Source organism: Marinobacterium ramblicola (genome assembly GCF_019084545.1).
Classification (GTDB): Bacteria; Pseudomonadota; Gammaproteobacteria; order Pseudomonadales; family Balneatricaceae; genus Marinobacterium_D; species Marinobacterium_D ramblicola.
The window spans coordinates 115,566-140,072 of record NZ_JAHREP010000001.1; the positions used below are offsets into that span (position 1 = coordinate 115,566).

The window sequence follows — 24,507 nt, forward strand, 5'->3', positions numbered from 1 at the left end:
CAGCCAAGGCTCTCAGGAGGCGTTGCCAAGATCGAAGCTGTTCTGTTCGTATGGAGGATCGATCTCGGCGCGCAGTTGCCACTCCTTGTTTATTGGTTCGAGGATGACATAGCGCTTGCCGACAAGCTCAGACTGAAGGTTGCTGCCATAGAGCCCTTGGCCATCGACGGAGCGCAAATGCAGAATCTGATCATATTTCTGGTGTGAGGGGTGGATCAGACTCAACTGCAGCTGTTGCGGCAATGTACCCGAGCCTTGGAGCTGTAGACGGATGTCGCCGGTTACCGAGTCGATCATCAGTCGACCATGTATACCGAGTTGAGCGGCCATCTCTTCACGGGTGTGGTCGATGTTAAAGCCACGCGCCACCTTGTAGTAGTCCTCCTTGACCACCCCATCACTGGTAGTGACCGCGAGATATATGAAGACCGGGGCGTAGATCATCACTGCGATGATCGGCGCGAGTACAAACCAGAGCCAAGTCTGCTTGTACCAGGGGGATTGGCTTTGTTCGCTCATGGGATACCTCGAAATAAAGCGGCCGGGACTGACCCGGCCGCCATTCTAAACTAATTCGTTCTGGACTTGGACAGTACTATCGTGCCGGAGTGGGCCCGATAAAGCGGTTGTCCTCGGTAATGCGGATAGAGGGGTTCTCCAGCGCTTCGACGGTGAAACTGATGTCGTAGTTCGGCAGTTCGATCTCCGCCGGATCCATATGTACTCGGACCGGATAATCAAGCAGCTCTCCCGCCGCAATGCTGACTACACTCTCGCTCTCAAGGGTCAGCCCTTCCGGACCGGAAAGCGTAATCCGGTACTGGTGCCCCACCTGTTCCTTGTTCGCCAGCTTGAGGGTGTATACGTTCTCGATCATGCCGTTTGCGGTCGTCGTGTACAGCTGGCCGCGGTCGCGGATGATGTCGACCTCTAACGGGATACGGCTGTACAGCGTATAGGCGAACGCCACGAACATCGCGATAAGGGCTATGAAGTAGCCGATCAGGCGTGGGCGGAACAGGTGGGTTTTCTTACCGCTTAGCGAGTGTTCGGTGGTATAGCGAATCAAACCGTGAGGGTAGTTCATGCGATCCATGATGTCGTCGCAAGCGTCGACGCAGGCGCCGCACGCGACGCATTCATACTGAAGCCCGTCGCGGATATCGATCCCGACGGGACAGACGTGCACGCAGTTGCCGCAGTCGATGCAGTCGCCCAGCCCTTCTGCCTTGTAGTCTGCCCCCTTTTTGCGACTGCCGCGCTGCTCACCGCGCTTCTCGTCATAGGAGATGACCAGCGTATCCTGATCGAACATGACGCTCTGGAAACGGGCGTAGGGGCACATGTAGATGCACACCTGCTCGCGAAGCCAGCCCGCATTGCCGTAGGTGGCGACTGTGAAGAATGCCAGCCACCAGGTTTCCCACGGACCGAGATCGAAGCTCAGAACGCTCGGAACCAGTTCGCGGATTGGCGAGAAATAGCCGACAAAGGCGATGGCGCTGGCCGCAGCGATCACCAGCCAGAGCAGATGCTTGGCGCCCTTGCGCAGCGCTTTGTCGCCGCTCATCGGGCCTTTGTCCAGCTTCATCCGCTTGTTGCGATCGCCTTCAGTCACGCGCTCGGCCCAGATGAACAGCCAGGTCCAGACGAACTGTGGGCAGGCGTAGCCGCACCAGAGGCGGCCGGCAAAAACGGTGACGAAGAATAGCGTGAAGGCGAGAATGATCAGCAGCCAGGAGAGCAGCATGAAGTCCTGGGGCCAGAAGGTGAGTCCGAAAACATGGAACTGTCGGTTGGGCAGGTCGAACAGCACGGCTTGGCGACCATCCCACTGCAGCCAAGAGATGCCGTAGAACATAATCAGCATCATGGCACCGGATATGATGCGCAGGTTCTTGAACAGCCCCTTGTAATATTTGACGTAGATATGCTCACGCTTGGCGTAGAGGTCGAAACTTTCCTTGTCGCCAGCACCTTTTTTGGGGGTTAAATCTTTTACTGGAATCTGATTCATGCCTTACCACCGCAGGTGAATGAACAATAGACCTGATAACCATAGGTCTATTAGGTGTTGCGAATATTACAGTGCTCGCAGGGGGGATTGCCAGCGGGTGAGTATCCCCGACCGCCATCAATTACGACAGGATTCAGTCGCGACTGATCGGATTCAAGCATCAGGGTGATGATATCGCGTTGCAGCAGGGGTTGCACATGACAGGGGGCAACAAAAAAGGCGGCAAGATTACCTCTTGCCGCCTTTTTACGTTGCGAGATCGAGATTACTTCTGTGACAGGCTGTACACGTAAGCAGCGATCAGGTGGATCTTCTCGTCAGAGAGGAGTTCCTTGTGCGCAGGCATAACGCCGGCACGACCGTTGCGGATGCTGTGGGCAACCTGCTCGAAGCTGCCGCCGTAGAGCCAGGTGTTGTCGGTCAGGTTCGGTGCGCCCAGTGCCTGGGTGCCCTTGCCTTCGGCTCCGTGGCAGGCTGCGCAGAGTGCCTGGAACTGACTCTGACCGCGAGCGACCGCATCACCGTCCAGGTTTTCGCCAGCACCGCTCAGGGACAGCACGTAGCTGGTTACGTCGCGTACACCATCTTCACCCAGTACCTGGCCCCAGGCCGGCATGCCGCCATTTCGGCCGTTGGCAATGGTGGCCTTAAGGGTGGCGGGGTCGCCACCGTAGAGCCAGTCATTGTCGGTCAGGTTGGGGAACCCGTAGGCGCCGGTACCGGCTGAGCCGTGGCAGAGCGAGCAGTTGTTGGCGAACATGCGCTGGCCCATTTTCAGGCCAGTTTCTTCGTTCTGCAACTGTTCGATCGACAGGGCAGCGAACTGCTCGAACATCGGACGGTACTGCTCTTCGGCGTGTGCCATCTCCTCTTCCCACTGGCCGTGTGAACTCCAGCCAAGCAAGCCCTGGAAGTTGCCCAGACCGGGGTAGAGGGCCAGGTAACCCAAGCCGAAGATAACGGTGCCCAAGAACATCTGGAACCACCATTTCGGCAGCGGGTTGTCATACTCTTCGATACCGTCGAACTCGTGTCCTACGGTCTCTTCGGTTTGCTCTTGATGTGGCTGGCTTTTCCGGGTTGCAAACAGCAACCAAGTGCAGCCAATAATTACGGCCAGGGTAATGACTGATACCCATGCGCTCCAGAAAGCACTCATTTGTCGTTTCTCCCGTTATTGGCGTCGCTATCCTGCGTATTGGGCTTATCCTGCTCCTCATCAGCGAAGGGAGCCTGAGCGGCCTCGTCATACTTTTTGCTGTTTTTCGGGTTCGCCACCCAGATAAACAGGGCGACGAACGTGATCAGCATGATGACCGGCAGGTAGGGGCCATAAACTTCGTAACTCACTGAATAGTTACCGCTTGTTGGTGTAGACGCTATGCAGCTTGCCGAGCGACTGCAGGTAAGCGACAAGAGCATCGATCTCGGTCTTGCCGGCTACCGCTTCGCGAGCAGTGGCCACATCTTCGTCGGTGTACGGGACACCCAGCTTGCGCAGTGCTTCCATCTTGGCCTCGGTATCCTGACCGGTCAGCTTGTTCTTGAACAGCCAGGGGTAGGAGGGCATCTTGGATTCCGGTACCACATCGCGCGGGTTATTCAGGTGCGCTTTGTGCCAGTCATCGGAGTAGCGACCGCCAACGCGGGCCAGATCCGGGCCGGTGCGCTTGGAACCCCAGAGGAACGGATGCTCCCACACGTGCTCGTCGGCAGTGGAGTAGTGTCCGTAACGTTCGGTTTCAGCGCGGAAGGGGCGGATCATCTGAGTGTGGCAGACGTGGCAACCTTCCTTGATGTAGATGTCGCGGCCCTCGAGTTCCAGAGCGGTGTACGTGCGCAGACCTTCGATCGGCTGAGTCGTAGAGCTCTGGAAGAACAGGGGAACGATTTCGGCCAGGCCACCGCCGCTGATCACGATGATGATCAGCAGGATCATGAGGCCGATGTTCTTTTCAATCGTTTCGTGTTTGATCATTGCTATCTGCTCCTCGTCTCAATCAAGCAGTCTGGGCTGACGGCTCAGCTGCTTTAACAGAGCTGCCGGCACGGACTGTCTGCCAGACGTTGTATGCCATCAGCAGCATACCGGTCAGGAAGAACGCACCGCCCAACCAGCGGACGAAGTAACCCGGGTGGCTGGCTTCGAGAGCTTCCACGAAGCTGTAGGTCAGGGTGCCGTCCTGGTTGACCGCGCGCCACATCAGGCCCTGCAGGATACCGTTGACCCACATAGAGCAGATGTACAGCACGGTACCGATGGTGGCGAGCCAGAAGTGGGTGTTGATCAGCGCAGTGGAGTACATCTGAGCCTTGCCGAACAGGCGCGGGATCATGTGGTAGATCGCACCGATGGAGATCATGGCAACCCAGCCCAGAGCGCCGGCATGTACGTGACCCACGGTCCAGTCGGTGTTGTGGGACAGTGCGTTGACGGTCTTGATCGACATCATCGGGCCTTCGAAGGTGGACATGCCGTAGAAGGACAGGGACACCACCAGGAAGCGCAGGATCGGATCGGTACGCAGCTTATGCCAGGCGCCGGACAGGGTCATCATGCCGTTGATCATACCACCCCAGGAAGGAGCCAGCAGAATCAGGGACATGACCATGCCGACAGACTGAGTCCAGTCCGGCAGAGCGGAGTAGTGCAGATGGTGACCGCCGGCCCACATGTAGGTCGCGATCAGCGCCCAGAAGTGAACGATAGAGAGGCGGTAGGAGTAGATCGGGCGCTCGGCCTGCTTCGGTACGAAGTAGTACATCATGCCCAGGAAGCCCGCGGTCAGGAAGAAGCCTACAGCGTTATGGCCGTACCACCACTGCACCATGGCGTCGACGGTGCCGGGGTACAGAGAGTAGGACTTCAGGAAGCTGACCGGGATCGCCATGCTGTTGACGATATGGAGCACGGCAACAGTGATGATGAACGCCATGTAGAACCAGTTGCCCACATAGATGTGGGAGGTCTTGCGCAGCTTCACGGTGCCGAGGAACACGACGGCGTACGCCACCCACACAGCAGTGATCAGCAGGTCGATCGGCCACTCCAGCTCGGCGTACTCCTTGGCGGAGGTGATACCCAGGGGCAGAGTGATTGCCGCCGCCAGGATCACGGCCTGCCAACCCCAGAAGGTGAACGAAGCCAGGGCGTCGGAGAACAGACGGGTCTGACTGGTGCGCTGCACGACGTAGTACGATGTCGCGAACAGGGCACAACCACCGAACGCGAAGATAACCGCGTTGGTGTGTAACGGACGGATACGTCCGTAGCTCAACCAGGGAAGGTCGAAGTTAAGTGCTGGCCAGACCAGCTGGGCCGCGATAAGGACGCCAACGCCCATACCGACAATACCCCAGACTACCGCCATGATGGCGAACTGGCGCACGACTTTATAATTGTAAGTCGGGTGTTCAGTTGCAGTGCTCATGTCAGGCTCTCATCAACAAGCTAGGAATAGTAAGAAGAGTTCCGCCGGCAATTATCTGGTAATACCCCATCTATTTCAACGCGATGTTGCACTGCGGTGTGGCGCTTTGTCGCACCGGGAACAGTGTGCAATTTTAAATCTAAAATATCCGATTAAATTGATTTGTTTCTTATTAACGTATTGAATGTAAAGGCTTAATCGGCATTTATTTTTCGGCCATCTCCGGCGTGTGATGAGGTGATTGAAAGAAATACGACTAATAATCATGCCTCGGTATGAAAACAAAGAATGTTTTGCTTGATATGGATCAATCCGGCAATTTTGGCGGCTCTAGGTCTTTGGTATTAGGTTTCAGGGTCATAGGTGTTGAGCATTATTGGCTGGCTGCTATAGTGCGCCGTTCAAAATCCAGTCACGCCCATATTCGAGACCTGTCCTATGTCACAGCCAAGTTCCCTTCTGCTTCTCTGTCGTGCCGGTTTCGAGGGTGAGTGTGCTGCCGAGATCTCCGAGTTCGCCGTTGCCTCGGGTTTTTATGGTTATCCCACACTTGAGCGCAATGCCGGGTATGTCGTGTTCCATGTGCAGGCTCCGGCGACGGCGCTGCAACTGATCGAAACTGTGCGCTTTCGCCGTCTGATTTTTACCCGGCAGTGGTTTGCGTGTGGTGCGATGCTTGAGGGGCTCGATCCCCGTGATCGTGTGGCACCGGTAGCGCAAAGTGCCGCCGGGCTTCCTAAATGCACCGAATTGGTGATTGAAACCGCCGATACCACCGACGGGCGTGAGCTGCAGGGTTTTGGACGCAAGTTTGCTGCTGCGGTGGCGCCTAAGCTGCGCCAGAGCGGTCTGTTGGGTAAACGCGGGCAGAGGGCGGACTGGCGCCTGCACCTGTTCGTGCTCAGTGGGCGGGATATGTGGTTGGGCGTGGCGCCGGTACGCAACAGTGCTCCCGAACCGGGTGGCATCATACGTCTGAAGTTCCCGGCTTCGGCGCCAAGTCGGTCGACACTGAAGCTGGAGGAGGCCTGGCACTGGTTTATACCCAAGGGGCAGTGGGAGCAGCGGTTGGCGCCGGGGATGAGGGCGGTAGACCTGGGCGCGGCGCCGGGCGGTTGGACCTGGCAGCTGGTTCAGCGCGGGATGTTCGTTACCTCGGTCGACAATGGACCGATGAATGCCGATTTGATGGAGACTGGGCAGGTAGAGCATCTCCGGGAGGACGCCTTTGTATATCGGCCGTCGAAACCGGTGGACTGGATGGTCTGCGATGTGGTTGAAAAGCCGGCGCGCACTACCGCGATGGTGATCGAATGGGCGCTGCAAGGCTGGGCTCAAGACATGATCTTTAATCTGAAGCTGCCGATGAAGCAGCGCTATGCCGAAACCCGTGCCTGTCTGGATCGTATAGAAGAGGCGTTGCGAGACGCAGGCTTGCGCTACCGTTTGCAGGCGAAACAGCTCTATCACGATCGTGAAGAGGTAACTTGCTGGTTGTCCCTTGAAAGCTGATGTCGAGGGCTAGTGCTCGAAGATGGTAACGCGCTCCTCTGTCTTGAACAGCGGTTCCAGTGCTTCCATCATCTCCTTGCGTTCGTCGCTGCCGTGCCAGCGCTGCCAGTCACTGATCGTGCGAAACGTGGCCATGACCAGGCGATGATTGGGATCATCGACATTTCGCAGCACCTCTCCGGAGATAAAACCGTGGGCGTGCATCGCTTTCTGCAGCAGCTCGCGAGACAGGCGGTCGTAGTATACCTCCAGGTCCTCGGCGATGTGGCGTTCTATCATTACCCTGATCATCCGTTATTCCCTCCATCATGATCACTACTTCATACAGCATAATTCAGGGTGGCAGGGCTGCAAACCGAAGCGTCAGGCGGTTTCTCTACATCGGGTTATTTGCGACAATAGCGGCCTTCATTTCATGGGATCAGTTCATGGTAGATATTGAAGCAGACCAGACTCTCGATGCATGTGGCCTTTTCTGCCCTGAGCCGGTGATGATGTTGCACAATCGGATACGTGAGCTGGTCGAGGGCGAGGTTCTGTGTATCAGGGCGACCGATCCGTCGACTCAGCGCGATATTCCCAAGTTCTGCCACTTCCTCGGTCATGAGCTGCTGGGGCAGGAGGCGGAAGGGAGCGTGTTCGTATATTACATCCGTAAAGGGGCATCCTGAGGTTGACGGATATCAGAAAGTTACGCGAGCAGACGCAGGTGCTGCTTGAAGAGTGTGAAAATCGTCTTGCAACCCTGGAGGTAGATCGCCCCCAGGCCGGTAAATCGACAAATGAGAGTATCGTAGTGAATCAGACCGAAAAAACGCCGGAAGCGAAAAACCGTAACCGGGCTAAGAACCGTGCCGCTAACCAGGCTGCGCTTGCACAATTGTGTGAGACCTATCCCGACGTGTTCAGTCGAGATAATGTGCGCCCGCTTAAGGTGGGGATTCAGGAGGATCTGATCGCTGATGAGAAGTTGGCGCGCAATAGAGTCAAGCGCGCGCTGGCCAGCTATGTGCGCAGCCCACAATACTTGCGTAGCCTACAGGTCGGTGCTGACCGTATCGGGCTTGACGGGGCCGCCTCCGGGCAGGTCAGCGAAGAGGAAGCGGTACATGCGCAGGAAAAGCTGAAAGCGATCAAGGATCAGCGCCGTGAACGCGAAAAGACCGAGCGCAAAGAGGGACGTGCAGAGCAGCGCAAACAGGCGGTCAAGGCCAAGGAGCAGCGCATCAACAAGAAGCTCGATCTGCTGCTGCAACTCAATAACCGTACCCGCTGAGCGGGCTTGAGTTGGCGTTTCCTACCCCCATCTAGGTAATCTGAGCTACACCCTAGATGTGTATTGTCTATCCTGATGGGGGCCTTTATGACTTCAGTCGTTACACTCAGTTGTCCATCCTGTCTCGTAACCAACAGGGTCGCGCGTGATCGCCTGGGTGCCACACCAAAGTGCGGCCGATGTGGCCAGCTCCTGTTTCAGGGCGTGCCATTGGTGCTCGATCAGGCTGGTTTCGAGCGCGTGCTGGCCAATACCGAACTCCCGCTGGTGGTCGATTTTTGGGCGCAGTGGTGCGGGCCGTGCAGGATGATGGCGCCGGTGTTCGAGCGCGCCGCTGCTGCGCTGGAACCCGATTTCCGCCTCGTTAAAGTGGATACCGAGGCGGCTCCGGCTTTAGCTCAGCGTTATCAAATTCGCAGCATTCCCACACTGATACTGTTTGCCGGCGGTCGTGAGATGGCGCGTCACTCTGGGGCGATGGATCTGGGCTCGTTGGAGCGTTGGGTCAGATCGCAGCTCTGATATTGACGCTCCTAGCTCAACGTCTTGGGTTTGCCGTGCAGGTAACCCTGAGTACCGTCGATGCCGATATTGAGTAGCTGTTCCAGCTGGCTTTCGCGCTCCACATGTTCCGCGTAAGCCCGTATGTGAATGTTATGGGCTACGCCAATCAGGCTGCGTACGAAGAAGCGGTCCTCATCGTTTTTATCGATATCGCGAATCAAAGAACCATCGATCTTCAGATAGTCCGGCTGCAGGGTATATAGGTAACTGAAGCCTTGGGGGTGGATGCCGAAGTTGTCGACGCCGAAGCCTGTTCCCAGGGCTTTAAGCTGGCTGCGTAGCGCCTGGGTGCGTTCGATATTGTTGAGGATAACCGTTTCGTTGATTTCGAAACTGATCCGTTCCGGGTGAGGGAGCTGCATGAGTTGGCGGCCTAGCCAGGTCGGAAAATCCTCCGCCAGCAGACTGTCCTGGCCAAGGTTGATACTGATTGCGATCCCCTGTGGCTCGCGCTGAAGATAGGCAAGGGCGCGGCCGATTACCGCCCGATCCATGGCATCGAGCAGCCCCAGCTCTCTGACCACTCCGATAAAGCGAATTGCAGGACAGGGCTCATTGTCCTCGTCCAGTATGCGGACCAGTACCTCGCCGTGCAGCGGCTGAGAGTCGCCGCCGATCAGGCTCTGATACTGCAGGAATACCTGGCTATTACCGATCGCCGATGCCACATGTTGCTGCCAGGTTTTCGAACTGCTGTCGACACCATATGTCCCGGTATATTCGATGATTTCGCTGCCCTGATCCTCGGCGCGCTGGAGCGCCAGGCGGGCATGCGACAGGAGTTGGGCTGAGGTGCCCTGTTCGGTGCTGTGGCTGATGCCGATGGTGAACGCGGGCGACGGCGGTTGTTCTGCCTGGTACAGGGCGACGACATGGGTGGTGAGCCGGATCAGCAGTTGCTCCAGCGCAGGCTTCAATCGAACCAGCGGGTGGTGCTCAAGCAGGAGCATGAACTCGGCACCGGCGGTGCGCCCGACTACGCTGCGGTTGAACTGCTGACTCAGGGCTTCGAGTTCGCTGGCGACGGACTTTAACAGGTGGTTGGTATTATCTTCGCCACAGCAGCGGTTCAGCTCGGACAGCTCCCTGATGCGCAGGATTACCAGAGTGGCTGGGCCAAAATTGCGATCATAGTCGATTCGCTCCTGGAGTTGGGCCAGCGCAAAGCGTTGATTGGCAAGCCCGGTCAACGGGTCGCGATAGGCGATGGAGCGCAGCTCATCGATGTTGCGGCTCTGCTCGTCGAACATCTGCTTGACCTGTTTAACCATCGCGTTCATCGCTTGCACTACGCTGCGCAGCTCACGGGTTTTGGGCAGTACCGGTTGCTCGACATAGGATTTCTGCGCCAGTGACTGAGCCTGGTGTTCCACCAGTCGCAGCGGACGTAGCAGATAGTGCAGCAGCAAGCTGATCGCAATCGCGGCAAGCAGGGCCAGCGCCACAAAAAGGCCGAGCGCGCGCTGCGCTGCCTCCCAGAAGCGCTCATAGGCGTAACCGGCCCTGCTCTGTACATGGATGACCCCCACATGTCGCCAGTTGTGGGTTATCTCTCGCTCCATAGACGGAGGCTCGATATGTACCAGATTGATGAACCAGTTTGGGACCTGTTCGGAGATGTCGGATGGGGTTTCTTTGCTGAAAAGTGGCTCGCCTTCGGCGCTGGTAACCTCGATGCGCTGGTAGAAGCCGCTGTCGAAGATGGCGTTTACCGCGGTTTCGATGGCCGCCCTGTCCTTATCGGCCATAAAGGGTGCTATGTAGAGGCCAAGGTGGGTGGCGCTGTCCTGGGCATGGCTTTTAAGCTGGCTGAGCAGCATCGCCTTGCCGCTGTCCGACATGATGAAGAGCGTACCGGAAGCGAGACCGATCAAAACGGCCAGTACCGCGGCGATCAATTGGTTAACCAGTGACATAGATTCCTTCCGAGCCTTCAGTTGAGATTGACATTGTTGGCGTCCACCCGCGATTGGAGTTTAACCCAGGGTTTGAGGCGATCCGAGGTGCCGACCAACTGTGATCGCCGGCCCTTTTTGCTGAGCCAAAGATTATCACCGTTGAAAGTATACACATGGAGCAGGTCCGGCCGTTGATCGGCGGTTTTGATCTCGCCAATCAGGTTGTCCAACACCAGCGGTACCGACTCTGGCGTGGGGTAATAGGTCAGTACCATATGGGCCTGATTCAGCTCCAGGGCTTTTACGTAGGTCAGGCTCATCTTGTCGATACGGATGCCAAGCTCCTTCAGGGTGTAGTACTTGGCGATGGCGAAGTCTTCGCAGTCACCGCCGTTGGAGATCAGAAACTCCACCGGTGTGGCCCAGTAGTCCTCCTGTTTCCAGTGCTCGATGTCGTCCAGAAAGCGGACCTGATTAAAAAAGGCGTTGACCTGTTCAAGCTTGGTCTGTTCCGGGGCGTCGGCGAGATCGCGTATCAGCGCCTGCCAGGCAGTGAGCCGCCGGGCTGCCGGTTCGCCGTAAATCTGTCCGAATCGATCGATTTCGGCAGGCGACAGGCGTACGCCGTCTCCCGCCAGGCTGGTCAGCGCAAGCAGGATGATCAGCGCAGCCGCCAGGCCGACAACCCAACGCCGGCCTCTGCTTGCTAAGGATGGCAAAGGTAGATTGATCCTTTGGGGTTGCAGCATGAGCAATCCGTGATTGATAACGCGGCCATGATGGTGGAAAAGCGGATCGCTCTCAAGAGGTGTGGGTCGTTTAACTGCCGGGCATCATGCCGCATTGGCGCAACAGGCGTTGCCAGTTGCGAGTGTGCTCATCGCGCGCATTCAGATAACGCTGCCAGAGCCCCTCGGGAGCATTGGAGTCCAGTACCAAGCGGAAATAGCGCTGTGTGCCGGCAGGAACCGGCAGTCGACTCACAATCTGCTGCTGCATCTCCAGCCACTCCCGTCCCTGGCGATCGACCAGTGACATGTAGGGCTGCAGCTCACCCGCATAAAACGTCTGGAACACGTTGCGTATGATTCGGGCCTGGTTGTTGGGGCGGTTGTTGAAGCAGATCGGCCTTCGTATCAGGCGTCGCTCGAAAGCCTTGGACGTTTGCTCCAGGGTATGGGTCAGCAACACCAGGCTGGTGAGCCATTGGGCTCCGAACTCGGAGCGGTAGAGTGCCGCAAAATCCTGCTCGAGCGCAGGGGTGAACGCAGGGGTGTCCCAGTCATCGCGCCCGCTTAGCCCGGCTAGAACTTGAAAGTGGGCGAGTGCGGGTTTTATCGGTGCGAGCAGGGCGGTGCCGTGCAAGGGGAGCGGTGAGTCGGTCAGCGCGAATTGCTGCTCCATCTCGGCGCTGGCGTACAAGGCATTCCAGATCACGGCGCCCAGGGTTTGCTCCTTTTGCTGAACGATCTCGGTCAGTCGTTTTCTTAATCGCGCTGGTGCATCCTGCCCCATCGTCGCTATTTGGCGCCGGCAGAGTCTCAGGGCGGGGAGTATCTCAAGTTCGTAGATCAGGCGCTGGGAGTGGCCGGCTAGGCGGGATAGTGAGGTGTTGCGCTCAGCAATGGTGTGCAACAGGTTGCAGTGGCGGAAATCGAGAACGTCGATCAAGCCCTCACTGATGGTCTCGATCTCGATTAGCCGTTGTCGCTTGGGCGGCAGGGCGGGGCGGGCCGCCAGTGCGGCGTCGAATGCGGTATCGATCGGCTCTTCAATGGCGTTGCCGACCCGCTCGGTATACCGCTCCAGCATGGAGCGGGCGTCCGGTTCACTGCATGCGGTTATGACCAGGGACAGTAGGACAATGCAGAGTGGGTGTAGACGCATGGCTGATCCTGTAAAGACGTGTTGCGAGCAGTAGGGCGCCAAGACTGAGGCCGGCTAAAAGGCCCCACCAGTATCCGAAGACGCCGAGCCCGCGCAGTTCGGCCAGCCAATAGCCGCACGGAAGTCCGACCAGCCAGTACGATATGAAGACCACAATCAGCGTGGCGGTGGTGTCTTTAAATCCGCGTAGCGCCCCCGCCGCCGCGACCTGGATGGAATCGGCGATCTGAAACAGGGCGGCGATCCACATCAGCTGGACCGCAGTGTCGATGATAACGCTTACCTCAGTATAGGCTGAGGCGATCTGTCGGCCTGCACCGAGCAGCAGGCTGGCGTTTAGCAGTGCGAACAGCGTGGTGAGTGCGATACCGCACAGGATGCTGAATCGCGCAGCCAGGAGCTGGCCGCGGCCGATCAGCTGTCCGGTTCTGATGGTCAGTGCCAGGGAGAGGCTCAGCGGTATCATGAACATCATGCCGGTCACGCTGAAGGTGATCTGGTGCGCACTGATGGTCTCCTCGCCATATTTTGCCAGGAACAGCGCGATCAGGCTGAACATGCTTACCTCGATCAGCAGTGCCAAGCCGATGGGCAAGCCGAGGCGGACAAACTGTATCAGAGAGCGCAGCTCCGGCGGGCGCCATAGAAACGCGGTGCGAGCCTGTCGAAACAGCGGCTCACGTCGCATGTGATGTATCCCAAGCACAAGCATCAGCCACATCACCACACTGGTGGCGTAACCGCAGCCTACACCGCCGAGTGCAGGAAAGCCCAGTTTGCCGAAGATCAGCACATAGTTGAGTGGGATATTGCATAGCATGCCAACGATGGCGATGCGCATGATCGGACGCGTGCGGCCGAAGCCCTCGCTGAAGCTGCGCAGTACTTGGTAGAGCAGCAGAGCGGGTATGCCCCAGCTGATCGCGCCCAGGTAGTCGGAGGTTTTGGTGGCCAGCTGGAACAGTGATAGTAGAGGGGCGACATTATTCAGCAGCAACAGGGCGACAGTGGAAAGGATCAGGGACAGCGAGAGTGCCTGACGCAGCACTGCGGCCGATGCCGGCTCGTTGTCAGAACCCACATGATGCGCGACCAGAGGCGTTGTCGCCATCAGTACGCCGCACAGGGTCAGCGTCAGTGGAAGCCAGATGCCCGAACCCATGGCGATGGCTGCCAGGTCTGTGGGGCCCGCCTGAGATGCCATAAGCGTGTCGACGAAACCCATCGCATGTTCCGCCATTTGTGCGATCAGAATAGGCCAGAACAGGGTAAACAGCTGGCGGCTCTCTGCCATCATTGAACGTATCGAGCGCACTGGAGTAATCGTTTCTCAGGTTGGGGGCGGGCAAAGCTTAAGGCGGGAGGAGAGCGGTTACAAGATGTAAAACGGGGCGCCGTGGCGCCCCGTTTTGGGGTTGTGCACTCCGACTTAGTCTACACGGGCCCTGACATAGGAACCAGGCGCCGGCTCAATGGCCTTGTAGGTGTCATTGCCATAGCTCTTCGGTGCATCGATCTTCTTGCCGGCGCGGCGACGAACCCACTCCGCCCAGTTGGGCCACCAGGAACCCTCCTGACGCTCGGCGGTTTCCAGCCAATGATCGGCGCCTTTGCCCTGTTCTCCCTTGATCCAATAGTTGCGACGGTTCTTGGAGGCGGGGTTGATAACGCCGGCAACATGGCCGCTGGCGCCGAGCACGAACTCGACAGTGCTGCCGAAGGTTTCGGTCGCCTTGAACGTGCCTTTCCAGGGGGCGATGTGATCCTCGATGGTGGACAGGAAGTAGCAGGGGATCTTGATCTTGCCCAGATCGATGGACTCGCCGCAGATCTCCAGTGCATTCGGCTCGACCAGTTTGTTTTCGAGGTACATCTTGTTGATATAGAAGGTGTACATCGCGGCCGGCAGGTTGGTGGAGTCACTGTTCCAGTACAGGATGTCGAACGGTGGTGGCGTTTGCCCCTTAAGGTAGTTGTTGACCACGTAGGACCAGATGAGATCGTTGGAGCGCAGCATGTTGAATGAGGTCGCAAGTTCGCGTCCATTCAATATGCCCTGCGAATTGACCTTGCTCTCCAGCTGTTTGACCTGGTACTCGTCGATGAAGACGCAGAGGTCTCCCGGATTGGAAAAATCGGTCAGCGTGGTCAGGAAAGTCGCTGATCCGACAGTGGTATCCTTGCGGTTTGCCAGTACGGCCAGTGCGGTGGTCAGCAGGGTGCCGCCTACACACCAGGCCACGGCGTTGATCTTCTCGCTGCCACTGATCTCACGGGTGACCTCTATCGCCTTGATCACGCCGTCGGCCACGTAATCGTCCCAGCTGAGGTCGCGCTGATCGGCAGTGGGGTTGACCCAGGAGACGAGGAACACGTTCTGACCCTGCTCGACGCAATACTTGACGAACGAGTTGTGTGGCTGCAGATCGAGGATGTAAAACTTGTTGATGCTCGGCGGCACGATCAGTGTGGGACGCTCGTAAACCTGATCACCTTCCGGCTTGTAGTGGATCAGCTGGAACAGGTGATTCTGAAAAACGACGGCGCCTTCGGTGGTAGCGAGGTTGGTGCCGAGTTCGAAGGCGCTCTCATCTGTCATCGAGATGCGGCCTTTTTCTATGTCGCCCAGCAGGTTTTTCAGGCCGTCAACCAGACTCTGGCCCTTGGTCTCCATCGCCTGCTGCAACACTTCCGGGTTGGTGAGTGCAAAGTTGGTGGGCGACAGTGCATCCACGTACTGCTTGGTGTAAAACTCCAGCTTTGCCTGTTCCGATGGGGCCAGTTTGGCGTTGGCGGCCATATCGACCAGCATGCGGGAGGTGAGCAGGTAGGACTGCTTGATATAGTCGTAGATCGGGTTGTTCGACCACTCGTCGCTTTGGAAACGACGGTCGCTGCGGTCGGGTTGCACTACGGGTGAGGCGCTGCTGGTACCGCTCATCAGATTGCGCCACAGATTGAACTGGGCCTGCTGGTAATCGGCTATGGCGCGAATCCAGACCGTCGGGTCCTCCAGTGAGCGAGTTGCAAGTTCAGTCCATGACTGGGTGAACTGGCGGAAAATGTCGTCGCCGCCGCTGGCGGAAAACATCTCCAGCACCTTGTTGGTTTCGCGCGCAACGTAATTGATGAACTCTTGAGGATCAGTCGAAGAGTTTCCGCCTGATGTTGCTTTATCCATAGACTGCCGACTCCGTATGTTTCTGTATGAGCGGCCGGAAGTGTGGTGAATTTATCAGGGTTGCTTCCGACCAGCTTTCGAGCATAGACCCAGCCAGAAGGGAGGACAACCCTCATTTGGTAGAGTTATCTCGTCCCGTCCGACTGATGACGCTCATCTATCATCGCATCAATGTGTTGCAGTATCTTGTAACTTTCATCTTCGGCTCGGGCCATCAGTGACACGATCTCGCGGCGCAATTTGGCGTCGGCGCGCCAGTTTCGTTCGCGCAAGGCTATTGCGCCCTGTACCGAACTGTGGACCGCTTGGTGAGGTGCCTCCAGCAGGGCGTAGGCGCGGGTATTGGAGAACAGTTCAGCGCCCTGTCCTTTGTAATACCACTGCCCCAGGCGGCAGTCGGTATGGTTGCGAGCAACAGCCTGCTCCTCATCCGCCCAATTCTGGGCGTCATCGAACATCAGGTAGCCATACTGCTTGTAGATGACATGATCGGCTTTGGTCAGCGAGCCAAAGGCTCGATCCTTGGCGTGGCTAAGGTACAGCTTGGTCTGCTCGGCTGCATTGGCAATGGAGTCGAACTGCTCACGGAAGTTTTCAACCATGGCGCTGACTTCAGCCGCTTCCTGGCTGGAGTCGGTTGCGCGCTCCACCATCTCGTCGACACGCTGGTTAAATGTGCCGATGGTGTGGGTGACGTCGACGGCGGCGTCCTTGGTGCGTCGCGACAGTGCTTTAACTTCGTCGGCCACGACGGCGAAACCGCGCCCCTGTTCGCCGGCTCGTGCGGCTTCAATCGCCGCGTTGAGAGCGAGCAGGTTGGTCTGGTCGGCAATATCGGTGATGATCGATAGGGATTCGGCGACTTTCTTGCTGTCGCTGCCCAGTTTGTCGACCACTTCAACCACCGATTCGATCGTTTCATGTATCCTCTTCAGCGCCGCGACCATGCGCACGACAGAGGTTTGGCTGTCTCTGGCTTCCTGGCGGGAGCGGTCGGCGATACTCTCGGCCTGTTCCAGTTCATTGCTGATGCGAACCAGGTCCGCCTGGTTCTGTTTCAAGTTGCCGATAAGGTGTTTGGTGTTCAGGCTGTGCAGGTCCGAGTTGAGCTCGTTCCCTGCCACGAATTCGGCACCCTTGCGCATCAGCTCAAGCGAGGAGTTGATACGGATCAGCGACTCACGCAACTGCCCGGGCAGCCCTTTGTACAGGGCATGACGGTCGTAGCGGCCGTCGGACACATACCGAAAGCAGGTGTCCACCTCTTTGAAGTAGGTTTCGATCTTGTCCAGAAAATCGTTCAGTTCCCAAGCGACCAAGCCAACTTCGCCCAGTTTTTCCGTATGGCTGATGCGGCTGTCAAATCCGCCCTTGTTGGCTTTCTGGAGGGCCTGGTTGATGTTCTGCAGCGTGTTCAGAGGGCGCGATGCCGAGCGATACAGGTAGATCGACAGAATTGCGGTGGCGATGGCCGGAATGGCCGTCCAAGCTGCCAGTTGAAGATCGCCGCTTAACGCCACGATGATGGCTGGAGCAAGCGCGATGACAGGGAGCAGCAGGGTGGCCAGCTTGAGTCTGTTCTGCAGGAACAGGCTTCCCGAGCTGACGCCTGTCTTGGCGGTGGTCGATTGATGCACGATACACGTCCTCGTATGGGTTGCCGGCGCCGTATGTCAGGCGTTGTCCAGCGACCAGATCAACTCTTCATAGCTGCAGCGCTGCGCTTCACAAAACGCTTGCAGGTAAGCGATGGAGCGCTGCGGGCCCTCTTTCGGGCCTGCTGAACGCTCAATATCCATCATCTCCTTGTAGAGTGGCGTGATGGCTTGAATCGCAGCGAGTGTGGGTTTGCGTCTGACGGAGTAATAGCCGACTATTTCGCCCTCGGAGTTGAGGTCCGGGGTAACGTTTGCCATGACCCAGTAGTAGCTGCCATCCTTGCAAAGGTTTTTGACATAGGCAAAAAACTCTTTGCCCTGATCAAGAGTCTCCCATAGCAACTTGAACGCGCCGCGGGGCATGTCGGGATGACGTATGATGTTGTGTTGAACGCCGAGGAGCTCCGGTTCTGAGTAGCCCGATATCTTCATGAAGGTGCGGTTTACGTAAGTGATAATGCCGCGTTTGTCGGTCTTGCTCACGATGAATTCATCGTCGCTTAGACGGACTTCTGAATTGGTCGGTACTACTCGATTTTTCATCGCAACCTCGCGAGAGTGGGCAACGGTCACCGATTTTCGGTCATTTTAAAAACGCGCATAGTATCAGGGAATGATCCGCGCTTCGATATGATAATCCCGGTATGACGTACCGGGTGCTAATGAGGTTCGTAGGAAGAATGCTCTATCTAGAGTTGATGACGACAGAGGGGTGTCACTTGTGTGATCACGCCATCATGTTGCTGCAGGCAGTATTGCGGCCGGGAGATGCGGAGGTTGATCTGGTCGACATTGCCTTCGACGATCAGCTGCTCGAGCACTATGCCACCCGTATTCCGGTGTTGAGGGCGCCTGTGTCGGGCAAAGAGCTGGGGTGGCCGTTTGGAGAAAGTGAGCTGCGCCTCTATCTTGAGGATGTTGGCGCAGACTGACTGTTTGCCCGGTTAGAGTTTGGTGGCTTTGCTGGTATTTACCTGGTTGAATGCCAGCAGTTCCCGCTCGCTGTCACTGAGTAGTCTGGCCGGCCGGTCGGCCAGTCGATCATAGATCACGGCAAAGGAGAGCACGTTCTGCACGTAGTTGCGTGTTTCGTCGAACGGGATGGTCTCTATCCAGATGTCCAGCGGCAGATCGCCGCGATCCTTAAGCCAGGCGCGCACCCGGTGCGGACCGGCATTATAGGCGGCGGTTGCAAACACGCGGTTGTTGCCGAACTCCCGATACATCTCGCCTAGATAGGCGCTGCCCAAATTGATATTGGTTTTGGGGTCATAGAGCGCCTCAAGGCCACTGAGTGGCAGCGAGTGCTTCTTGGCCGTTTGTCTGGCGGTCGCCGGCATTAATTGCATCAGGCCGCGGGCACCCACGCGGGAGCGGGCTGCTTCCCAGAATGCGCTCTCCTGCCGTGCAATGGCCGTTGCCCAGGTAAGGTTGATACCGGCACGCTCGGAAGCGGCGGAAAACAGGCTGGGGTAGGGGTTAGGAAAGCGGATCTCCAGATCGTTCCACTGTTCGCTCTGGATGGCGCCACGTATTGCCTGGGTGTTCCAGCCCCAGCGTTTGACCAGGTGTGCGGCCAGATGCTGCTCCGCCGGTGTCATGTTCCGGGTAACCTGGTTCCACTCCGAACGGGCTTCGTATAAGTTGTCCAGCTGAAACAGTTCCCGCATCCGCCGGAACGCCGGTGTCGCTTCCATCTGCTTGAGTATCTTGGCGTCCAGGGCGATCGGTTCATGATTGAGAGCGAAGGGACTCTGGCTCAGTTCGGCGGCGAGGAAACCGTAAAAGGTGCGATCGCGACTCAGTGCCTGTAGTTGAGCTTGCACATCTTTCCCCTGCCGACGCTGGGCGATGCTGAGCCAGTATTGCCAGCGCTCGTGGTGAAGCTTATCGGGCGGGAGCTTGCCGATCAGTGCTTCTACCCGGGGCCAATCGAGCCGTCTAAGCGCCAGGCGAGCACGCCACTCGGTCAGTTCGGCCAGTGCGAATCCTGGGTCGAGCCGGTTTATCTGGGTTTCCGCATTCTCGTCGTAGCGTTTGGCCTTCAGTGTCCCCATCAGTATGGTCAGTCCCGCCTGCTCCTCAGGCGGGATGCGCAGACGATCGCGGTCGCGAACCCAGAGCTGGATCGCGGCGTCGAGATCGCTTTTGCGCAACCGGTTGACTGTCAGCATCAGCAGCCGTCTGTGGTCGGGATCCTTGGTGGTCACCAGCTTGGTGCTGGTGAGCAGAGATCCGGGCTCGCTATAGAGGGCTATGGCGTTGTCGATCCGTGCCTTGGTTGCCGGGGTCGACGCTTTTTTTGCGGCATATCGAGCCAGCGATATATTGCCCTCTTCCAGCGCTGCCAGTGCACGTGTGGCGATGAGTTGATCATTAAGTCCGCCGGCACTCATCCAGCGCTCGAATAGCGGATCGCAAGCATCTGGCTGGGAGTGTCCGGCAACCCAGAGGCGTGCCGCGACGGCATAAGCGCTTTGAGTGTTGCCGGCCGCCAGTTCGGATCGTCCCCAGTAGCACTCCTGCTCGGTGCTGGGTCGGTCCAGGGTCGGGTAAAGTTGACGGTAGGCTTGCCAGTCCTGGCGTTTTCCAAGCTCGGTGGTCAGAGCCCAGCGCAGCCTTCCCTCCACCGGGGTGTCGGCATACTCGTTGCTGAAGCGAAGGGCATCTTTAACCCTGAGGTTGCCGAGATTGGCGCGAAGCTGAGTGTAGAGAATGTAGGGTTTGAGCGGATAGTCTCCGAGCTTTTTTAAACCCTGGGTCACTGCTTTCGTGTCCCCTTTTTCCGCAGCAGCAAGGGTTTCCTGATATAGCTGCTGTTGGGGGGTTAAAGAGGCAGAAGCGGGGTAGCTGGCGATAAGGAGTGAAGTGGCAATAAGGTGTAGCATTGTCAGGCGCGGCATCGTTGTCTCCATCCCTCGATTGAACTGTGGCGCGAGCGGATAGTGTCAGTCTACCTATATCGGCAGAGATTATTAGATCCTTGAGTGTTTTTCATTTCGGACCGCGGTTTCAGGTACACTATCGGCCTTTAAACTGAACAGAGTGCATAGCTGTAAATGTCGTTGATCAAATTCGATGAACTCTGCGTGAGTTTCGGTACGCGCGCGCTGCTGGACCATGTCAATCTTCAACTCGACGCGGGAGAGCGTGTTGCGCTGGTGGGCTTGAATGGTGCCGGTAAGTCGACCCTGCTGAAGGTCGTATCGGGTCAGCAGCACGCCGACTCCGGTGTTTACTGGAAGGACCCGGCTATCCGTATCGCAGAGTTGTCGCAGATGCTGCCCGCTGCCGATGATCGTATGGTGCGCGATGTGGTCATGGCGGGATTGAGTGAGGTTGTCGCGCTACGGGAGCAGTACGAGGCGCTGATTCAGCAGCATGACGCCGGTTCCTTGGCCAAGCTCGAGCAACTGCAGCATGAGCTGGAGGCGAGAGAGGGCTGGCATCTGGAGCAGCGTGTGGAGACGGTGCTGGATCGATTGTCTCTGCCCGGTAACAAGCGGATGGCTGAGCTGTCAGGCGGCTGGCGCCGTCGTGCCGCGCTGGGCGCCGCGTTGGTGCAGAACCCGGATCTTCTGCTGCTCGACGAGCCGACCAACCACCTGGATATCGAAACGATCGAGTGGTTGGAGGAGCAGGTACTCGCCTTCCGCGGTGGTGTGCTGTTTATTTCGCATGACCGGGCGCTGGTCGACCGTTTGGCGACCCGAATCATCGAGCTGGATCGCGGCACGCTAACCTCCTTCCCGGGTAACTACAGTCGCTATCTGGAGCAGAAGGAGGCGTTGCTGCAGGAGGAGGCTCGGCACAATGCAGAGTTCGACAAGAAGTTGGCACAGGAGGAGCGCTGGATACGGCAGGGGATCAAGGCCCGGCGGACCCGTAACGAAGGCCGAGTCAGGGCACTGAAAAAGATGCGCGATGAGCGCTCTCAGCGGCGGGAGCGTCAGGGCGGAGCTCGCTTCAATCTCGAAGAGGCGGTCAAGTCGGGCAAGCTGGTTGTCGAGCTCGAGCACGTTTCTCAGAGTTACGAAGGGCGGCCGATTATTCGTGATCTTACCCTGGCGATCCAGCGTGGCGACCGCGTCGGATTGATCGGCCCCAACGGTGCGGGCAAGAGTACCCTGCTGAAAATCCTGCTCGGAGAGCTGCAGCCCGAGAGTGGCACGGTGCGGATGGGGACCAAGCTGGAGGTGGCGTATTTCGATCAGCTGCGCGGCCAGCTCGACCCGGAGCGTAGCATCATCGACAACGTATCGGGTGGTCGGGAAAGCATCGAGATCAACGGTCAGAATCGCCATATCATCAGCTACCTGCAGGATTTCCTGTTCAGTCCCGAGCGGGCGCGCACCCCGGTCAAGGCGCTCTCGGGGGGCGAGTGTAACCGTGTCCTGCTGGCGCGGCTGTTCAGTCAGCCGGCTAACCTGCTGGTGATGGACGAGCCGACCAACGACCTGGATATCGAGACGCTGGAGCTGCTGGAAGAGATCCTCCTGAACTACGAGGGTACGCTGCTGCTGGTCAGCCATGATCGCCGGTTCCTCGATAATGTGGTGACCAGCACCCTGGCGTTCGAGGGTGAGGGCCGTGTGGCTGAGTATGTCGGCGGATATCAGGACTGGTTGCGTCAGCGGCCCGTAGCCAAGGCTGCAGTAAAAGAAACGACCGCCTCTGAGCCCATCGTCGAGCAGAAAACTGATAAAGCAAAAGCCGCGCGTAAGCTCAGTTACAAGCTCCAGCGGGAGCTGGATGAGCTGCCGAAACTGATGGAGGAGGCAGAAAACGCTTTAGCCGCGTTGCAGGCAGAGACTTCCGCGCCTGACTTCTACAGCCAGGATCATGCGCAGGTGTCTGTTCGGCTGCAGGCGTTGCACGATCAGGAACAGCGGTTGGAGCAGCTGATGGAGCGATGGGTCGAGTTGGAGGAGATGCAGGCCGGAGGATGATCCGGCCTGCGATTGAGTATCACTCTTTGTCTTTGCGCACGCGCACCGCGAGTACGTCGCAGGGGGCGCCATGGAGTACGCCATTAGCCGTGGAGCCCAGCAGCAGCGCGAGGCCGTGTCGGCCGTGGCTGCCGACGATAATCAGGTCGGTTTCTTCATTGCTGGCGACGTGATGGATCTCCGTCTCGGTGTTGCCGGTGACGACAAACTTTTTGTCTACCGGATAACCCAGGCCTTCGGCGTAAGTGTTCAACTTGCTCCGGGCATGTTCATCAAGCTGCTCCTGAATCGTCGATAGATCCATCGGTACATCGCCACCATAGGCAAAGCTCAATGGTTCTACAACGTGGATCAGGCTCAGCTGGGCCTGGTTCGCACGGGCGAGATCCACCGCGCGTTCGGCGAGCTGGGAGGATTCGTCGGACAGATCGACTGCAAGCAGAATGCGAGTATAGCGGGCCATGGTTCGGGCTCCTTGTTGTGTTGAGTGTGGCGTCAGGGTGACGGCACATTCACTTGTTCTACCTTAAGGATAACACCATGAAATGGTTAATCATTATTTTCATTGTCATGTCACTGATCGGATCAGTGATGTGGGTCATGCCTACGCCTCGTCAGCGGTTCCAGGCTCAGCTTCGCTTGCGGGCTAAACCGCTGGGGTTTCACATCCAATTGGCCAGTCTGCAACTACCGCGTCAGACCGGCGAGGTGGAGGGGGATACGTTGAATGTTCCGGTATATCGGATGCAGCGCCTGAATCTGGATCGAGCCCAGAAAGCCTGCTGGAAAACCTGGAAGGTGTTTCGCGGTGAGACCCTTGCCAATGAGGGGTTGCAGGAGGGGTGGAGCTGGATCGACGGCGAACGCGCCTTGTCGGAAGTGGCACTGTCCAGGCTCAATCAGGTGCTCAAGCAGCTACCTCTTGATGTGATTGCGCTGGAATCCACCCCCACCCATGCCTCTGCGTTCTGGCAGGAGGGTAAGGGTGAAGACCTGGAGCGGATAGCCGAGCAGCTCAACATACTGATCGATGAGCGGGTGTAGGAGTTTTATATGGTTTCTGAAACTGATTTGGCGCCGGGTATTTACCGTCACTACAAGGGCAGGGACTACGAGGTGATCGGCACGGCACGGCACTCGGAAACTGAGGAGTGGATGGTGGTCTATCGGGCGCTTTATGGCGATTTTGGCCTGTGGGTCCGGCCGTTGGGTATGTTTGTCGAGTCTGTTGTGCTGGCCAGTGGCGAGCGCGTGCCGCGTTTCGCGCCGCTATAAAACCGGAAGCTCACTGGTTAAGGTAATTGTCGATGGAGTCGGCGAGTGCACCGGCGCCATAGTCCCGCTTGGGCTGCAGTTTATCGATCTCACTCTGCAATTGATTCAACAGCACCTGCTTCTGCTGTTGAGAGATGGTGGCACGCACCAGTATCGCCTTGGCGTGCTTGTAATGCGCAAGCGCGCCATGTTTTTCGCCGCTGGCAAGCAAACGCTGGGCCTGATTGACATGAGCCTCGGTCACCATCGATACGTTTAACCAATAGAGCTCCTGCTGATAGGCTTTGGCCAGCTGGGGTGTCAGCCGGCCCTTGCGGCCCATTTCGATCAGCAGCTTCTCGGCGAAGTTCAGATAGATCTGGGCGCGACGGACTGCACGGTCACTCTCCAGCCCGCCCTGGCGTCGCTTGACGCGATCCGTACTCTCTTTGTTGCGGGCAATTTCGGTCATCAGCTCGGAATCGGGAGCAAGTGCGCTGATCTCTTCGATCAGCGACATGGCGTGCTGGTTGAGCTTTTCTACGATGTCACTCCGACAGCCCACCTCCTTGAGGATGCTAAGTGCATTCAGCGTATGCTCGGATTGCTGCTTGAGCCACTTCAAGCGCTCGCTGCGGAATTTGTTTTGAGCCTCTCGAGTCGTGATAACGTAGTTGGCGGCAAGCGCGGCCATACCGACTAGCGCGATCAATACGACATACATCAGATTGTCTGACAGCATCAACTTTGGCACTCTGAATAAAAAAGAGGGTTGCTTGGTGAATTATAAAGCGACTCTATCGGCTTTGCGAAGCTGAGGCGCCGCCTCTATCGCCTTGAGTCTCTATGATTTAATGCGGGCCTCGCTTGACCCCCGGTA

General features: G+C 57.6%; 25 protein-coding genes. 8 read left to right on the top strand and 17 right to left on the bottom strand.

Annotated features, from left to right (window positions below; translation table 11 throughout):
- Positions 1-12 precede the first annotated feature (12 nt).
- The 6 genes from KQ940_RS00310 to ccoN all read right to left on the bottom strand — a co-directional run bounded on the left by KQ940_RS00310 (position 13) and on the right by ccoN (position 5,448).
- Positions 13-519, bottom strand: a complete 507-nt coding sequence (locus KQ940_RS00310) for a FixH family protein (RefSeq protein ID WP_217410676.1) — start codon at positions 517-519, stop codon at positions 13-15.
- Positions 520-595: 76 nt separating this feature from the next.
- Entirely contained in the window at positions 596-2,017 is a 1,422-nt protein-coding gene (gene ccoG / locus KQ940_RS00315; protein ID WP_217410678.1) for a cytochrome c oxidase accessory protein CcoG, read from the bottom strand.
- 265 nt (positions 2,018-2,282) lie between these two features.
- Positions 2,283-3,176 carry a cytochrome-c oxidase, cbb3-type subunit III gene (gene ccoP / locus KQ940_RS00320; protein ID WP_217410680.1) on the bottom strand — a complete coding sequence of 298 codons (894 nt, stop codon included), beginning with the start codon at positions 3,174-3,176 and terminating at the stop codon, positions 2,283-2,285.
- Positions 3,173-3,367, bottom strand: a complete 195-nt coding sequence (locus tag KQ940_RS00325; RefSeq protein ID WP_217410681.1) for a cbb3-type cytochrome oxidase subunit 3 — start codon at positions 3,365-3,367, stop codon at positions 3,173-3,175. The genes ccoP and KQ940_RS00325 overlap by 4 nt, the downstream gene beginning before the upstream one ends.
- 7 nt (positions 3,368-3,374) lie before the next feature.
- Positions 3,375-3,995 carry a cytochrome-c oxidase, cbb3-type subunit II gene (gene ccoO / locus KQ940_RS00330; RefSeq protein ID WP_217410682.1) on the bottom strand — a complete coding sequence of 207 codons (621 nt, stop codon included), beginning with the start codon at positions 3,993-3,995 and terminating at the stop codon, positions 3,375-3,377.
- Positions 3,996-4,017: 22 nt separating this feature from the next.
- A complete protein-coding gene (gene ccoN / locus KQ940_RS00335) occupies positions 4,018-5,448 on the bottom strand; it encodes a cytochrome-c oxidase, cbb3-type subunit I (protein WP_217410683.1) in 1,431 nt (476 codons plus the stop codon).
- A 438-nt stretch (positions 5,449-5,886) separates the two neighbouring features.
- Here ccoN and rlmM point away from each other — a divergent pair, with 438 nt between their 5' ends.
- Positions 5,887-6,960 (top strand): 23S rRNA (cytidine(2498)-2'-O)-methyltransferase RlmM, encoded by a 1,074-nt coding sequence (rlmM, locus tag KQ940_RS00340; RefSeq protein ID WP_217410684.1) that lies wholly within the window; start codon positions 5,887-5,889, stop codon positions 6,958-6,960.
- 9 nt (positions 6,961-6,969) lie between these two features.
- Here the strand turns inward: rlmM and KQ940_RS00345 are convergent, their stop codons facing one another.
- The gene (locus KQ940_RS00345) at positions 6,970-7,251 is read right to left on the bottom strand and encodes an antibiotic biosynthesis monooxygenase family protein (RefSeq protein ID WP_217410685.1); all 282 of its coding nucleotides are present in this window, start codon (positions 7,249-7,251) and stop codon (positions 6,970-6,972) included.
- Between the two features lie 137 nt (positions 7,252-7,388).
- On the opposite strand from KQ940_RS00345, the gene tusA reads away from it, so the two are divergent.
- From tusA to trxC, 3 genes are all read left to right on the top strand, one after another.
- On the top strand, positions 7,389-7,631 hold the full coding sequence (tusA, locus tag KQ940_RS00350) for a sulfurtransferase TusA (protein ID WP_217410686.1): 243 nt from the start codon (positions 7,389-7,391) through the stop codon (positions 7,629-7,631).
- Between the two features lie 2 nt (positions 7,632-7,633).
- Complete coding sequence (locus KQ940_RS00355) at positions 7,634-8,236, top strand: ProQ/FINO family protein (protein WP_217410687.1); 603 nt, start codon at positions 7,634-7,636, stop codon at positions 8,234-8,236.
- A gap of 87 nt (positions 8,237-8,323) precedes the next feature.
- Positions 8,324-8,758, top strand: coding sequence for a thioredoxin TrxC (gene trxC / locus KQ940_RS00360; RefSeq protein WP_217410689.1), 435 nt, complete (start codon positions 8,324-8,326; stop codon positions 8,756-8,758).
- Positions 8,759-8,769: 11 nt separating this feature from the next.
- Here the strand turns inward: trxC and KQ940_RS00365 are convergent, their stop codons facing one another.
- The 7 genes from KQ940_RS00365 to KQ940_RS00395 form a co-directional block, all read right to left on the bottom strand.
- Entirely contained in the window at positions 8,770-10,716 is a 1,947-nt protein-coding gene (locus KQ940_RS00365) for a bifunctional diguanylate cyclase/phosphodiesterase (protein WP_217410690.1), read from the bottom strand.
- Between the two features lie 17 nt (positions 10,717-10,733).
- On the bottom strand, positions 10,734-11,417 hold the full coding sequence (locus KQ940_RS00370; RefSeq protein WP_246589571.1) for a transglutaminase-like cysteine peptidase: 684 nt from the start codon (positions 11,415-11,417) through the stop codon (positions 10,734-10,736).
- Positions 11,418-11,517: 100 nt separating this feature from the next.
- Positions 11,518-12,510 (bottom strand): DUF3080 family protein, encoded by a 993-nt coding sequence (locus KQ940_RS00375; protein ID WP_217410692.1) that lies wholly within the window; start codon positions 12,508-12,510, stop codon positions 11,518-11,520.
- Between the two features lie 16 nt (positions 12,511-12,526).
- Positions 12,527-13,879: an MATE family efflux transporter gene (locus tag KQ940_RS00380; protein ID WP_217410693.1), complete on the bottom strand. Its 1,353-nt coding sequence runs from the start codon at positions 13,877-13,879 to the stop codon at positions 12,527-12,529.
- Between the two features lie 135 nt (positions 13,880-14,014).
- A complete protein-coding gene (locus tag KQ940_RS00385; protein WP_217410694.1) occupies positions 14,015-15,766 on the bottom strand; it encodes a PHA/PHB synthase family protein in 1,752 nt (583 codons plus the stop codon).
- A 125-nt stretch (positions 15,767-15,891) separates the two neighbouring features.
- The gene (locus tag KQ940_RS00390) at positions 15,892-17,403 is read right to left on the bottom strand and encodes a methyl-accepting chemotaxis protein (protein WP_343222589.1); all 1,512 of its coding nucleotides are present in this window, start codon (positions 17,401-17,403) and stop codon (positions 15,892-15,894) included.
- Between the two features lie 36 nt (positions 17,404-17,439).
- Positions 17,440-17,997 (bottom strand): PAS domain-containing protein, encoded by a 558-nt coding sequence (locus tag KQ940_RS00395; RefSeq protein ID WP_343222590.1) that lies wholly within the window; start codon positions 17,995-17,997, stop codon positions 17,440-17,442.
- A gap of 125 nt (positions 17,998-18,122) precedes the next feature.
- Between KQ940_RS00395 and KQ940_RS00400 the strand changes: the two genes are divergently transcribed.
- Positions 18,123-18,356 (top strand): glutaredoxin family protein, encoded by a 234-nt coding sequence (locus tag KQ940_RS00400; protein WP_246589572.1) that lies wholly within the window; start codon positions 18,123-18,125, stop codon positions 18,354-18,356.
- Between the two features lie 12 nt (positions 18,357-18,368).
- Here KQ940_RS00400 and KQ940_RS00405 read toward each other — a convergent pair whose 3' ends face one another.
- Entirely contained in the window at positions 18,369-20,189 is a 1,821-nt protein-coding gene (locus tag KQ940_RS00405) for a transglycosylase SLT domain-containing protein (RefSeq protein WP_217410698.1), read from the bottom strand.
- Positions 20,190-20,483: 294 nt separating this feature from the next.
- Here KQ940_RS00405 and KQ940_RS00410 point away from each other — a divergent pair, with 294 nt between their 5' ends.
- Positions 20,484-22,373, top strand: coding sequence for an ATP-binding cassette domain-containing protein (locus KQ940_RS00410; protein WP_217410701.1), 1,890 nt, complete (start codon positions 20,484-20,486; stop codon positions 22,371-22,373).
- 19 nt (positions 22,374-22,392) lie between these two features.
- Here KQ940_RS00410 and KQ940_RS00415 read toward each other — a convergent pair whose 3' ends face one another.
- Complete coding sequence (locus tag KQ940_RS00415; protein WP_217410703.1) at positions 22,393-22,836, bottom strand: universal stress protein; 444 nt, start codon at positions 22,834-22,836, stop codon at positions 22,393-22,395.
- A gap of 77 nt (positions 22,837-22,913) precedes the next feature.
- On the opposite strand from KQ940_RS00415, the gene KQ940_RS00420 reads away from it, so the two are divergent.
- Positions 22,914-23,417, top strand: a complete 504-nt coding sequence (locus KQ940_RS00420; protein ID WP_217410704.1) for a hypothetical protein — start codon at positions 22,914-22,916, stop codon at positions 23,415-23,417.
- A 9-nt stretch (positions 23,418-23,426) separates the two neighbouring features.
- Positions 23,427-23,648: a DUF1653 domain-containing protein gene (locus tag KQ940_RS00425; protein ID WP_217410705.1), complete on the top strand. Its 222-nt coding sequence runs from the start codon at positions 23,427-23,429 to the stop codon at positions 23,646-23,648.
- A gap of 10 nt (positions 23,649-23,658) precedes the next feature.
- Here KQ940_RS00425 and KQ940_RS00430 read toward each other — a convergent pair whose 3' ends face one another.
- Positions 23,659-24,369 carry a DNA topoisomerase I gene (locus KQ940_RS00430; RefSeq protein ID WP_217410706.1) on the bottom strand — a complete coding sequence of 237 codons (711 nt, stop codon included), beginning with the start codon at positions 24,367-24,369 and terminating at the stop codon, positions 23,659-23,661.
- Between the last annotated feature and the right edge of the window lie 138 nt (positions 24,370-24,507).

Coding starts and splice junctions, on each gene's coding strand:
- KQ940_RS00310 (WP_217410676.1), bottom strand. CDS start 519: ATGAGCGAACAAAGCCAATCCCCCTGGTACAAGCAGACTTGGCTCTGG.
- ccoG (WP_217410678.1), bottom strand. CDS start 2,017: ATGAATCAGATTCCAGTAAAAGATTTAACCCCCAAAAAAGGTGCTGGC.
- ccoP (WP_217410680.1), bottom strand. CDS start 3,176: ATGAGTGCTTTCTGGAGCGCATGGGTATCAGTCATTACCCTGGCCGTA.
- ccoO (WP_217410682.1), bottom strand. CDS start 3,995: ATGATCAAACACGAAACGATTGAAAAGAACATCGGCCTCATGATCCTG.
- ccoN (WP_217410683.1), bottom strand. CDS start 5,448: ATGAGCACTGCAACTGAACACCCGACTTACAATTATAAAGTCGTGCGC.
- rlmM (WP_217410684.1), top strand. CDS start 5,887: ATGTCACAGCCAAGTTCCCTTCTGCTTCTCTGTCGTGCCGGTTTCGAG.
- KQ940_RS00345 (WP_217410685.1), bottom strand. CDS start 7,251: ATGATCAGGGTAATGATAGAACGCCACATCGCCGAGGACCTGGAGGTA.
- tusA (WP_217410686.1), top strand. CDS start 7,389: ATGGTAGATATTGAAGCAGACCAGACTCTCGATGCATGTGGCCTTTTC.
- trxC (WP_217410689.1), top strand. CDS start 8,324: ATGACTTCAGTCGTTACACTCAGTTGTCCATCCTGTCTCGTAACCAAC.
- KQ940_RS00365 (WP_217410690.1), bottom strand. CDS start 10,716: ATGTCACTGGTTAACCAATTGATCGCCGCGGTACTGGCCGTTTTGATC.
- KQ940_RS00375 (WP_217410692.1), bottom strand. CDS start 12,510: ATGCTGGAGCGGTATACCGAGCGGGTCGGCAACGCCATTGAAGAGCCG.
- KQ940_RS00380 (WP_217410693.1), bottom strand. CDS start 13,879: ATGGCAGAGAGCCGCCAGCTGTTTACCCTGTTCTGGCCTATTCTGATC.
- KQ940_RS00385 (WP_217410694.1), bottom strand. CDS start 15,766: ATGGATAAAGCAACATCAGGCGGAAACTCTTCGACTGATCCTCAAGAG.
- KQ940_RS00400 (WP_246589572.1), top strand. CDS start 18,123: ATGACGACAGAGGGGTGTCACTTGTGTGATCACGCCATCATGTTGCTG.
- KQ940_RS00410 (WP_217410701.1), top strand. CDS start 20,484: ATGTCGTTGATCAAATTCGATGAACTCTGCGTGAGTTTCGGTACGCGC.
- KQ940_RS00415 (WP_217410703.1), bottom strand. CDS start 22,836: ATGGCCCGCTATACTCGCATTCTGCTTGCAGTCGATCTGTCCGACGAA.
- KQ940_RS00420 (WP_217410704.1), top strand. CDS start 22,914: ATGAAATGGTTAATCATTATTTTCATTGTCATGTCACTGATCGGATCA.
- KQ940_RS00425 (WP_217410705.1), top strand. CDS start 23,427: ATGGTTTCTGAAACTGATTTGGCGCCGGGTATTTACCGTCACTACAAG.
- KQ940_RS00430 (WP_217410706.1), bottom strand. CDS start 24,369: ATGCTGTCAGACAATCTGATGTATGTCGTATTGATCGCGCTAGTCGGT.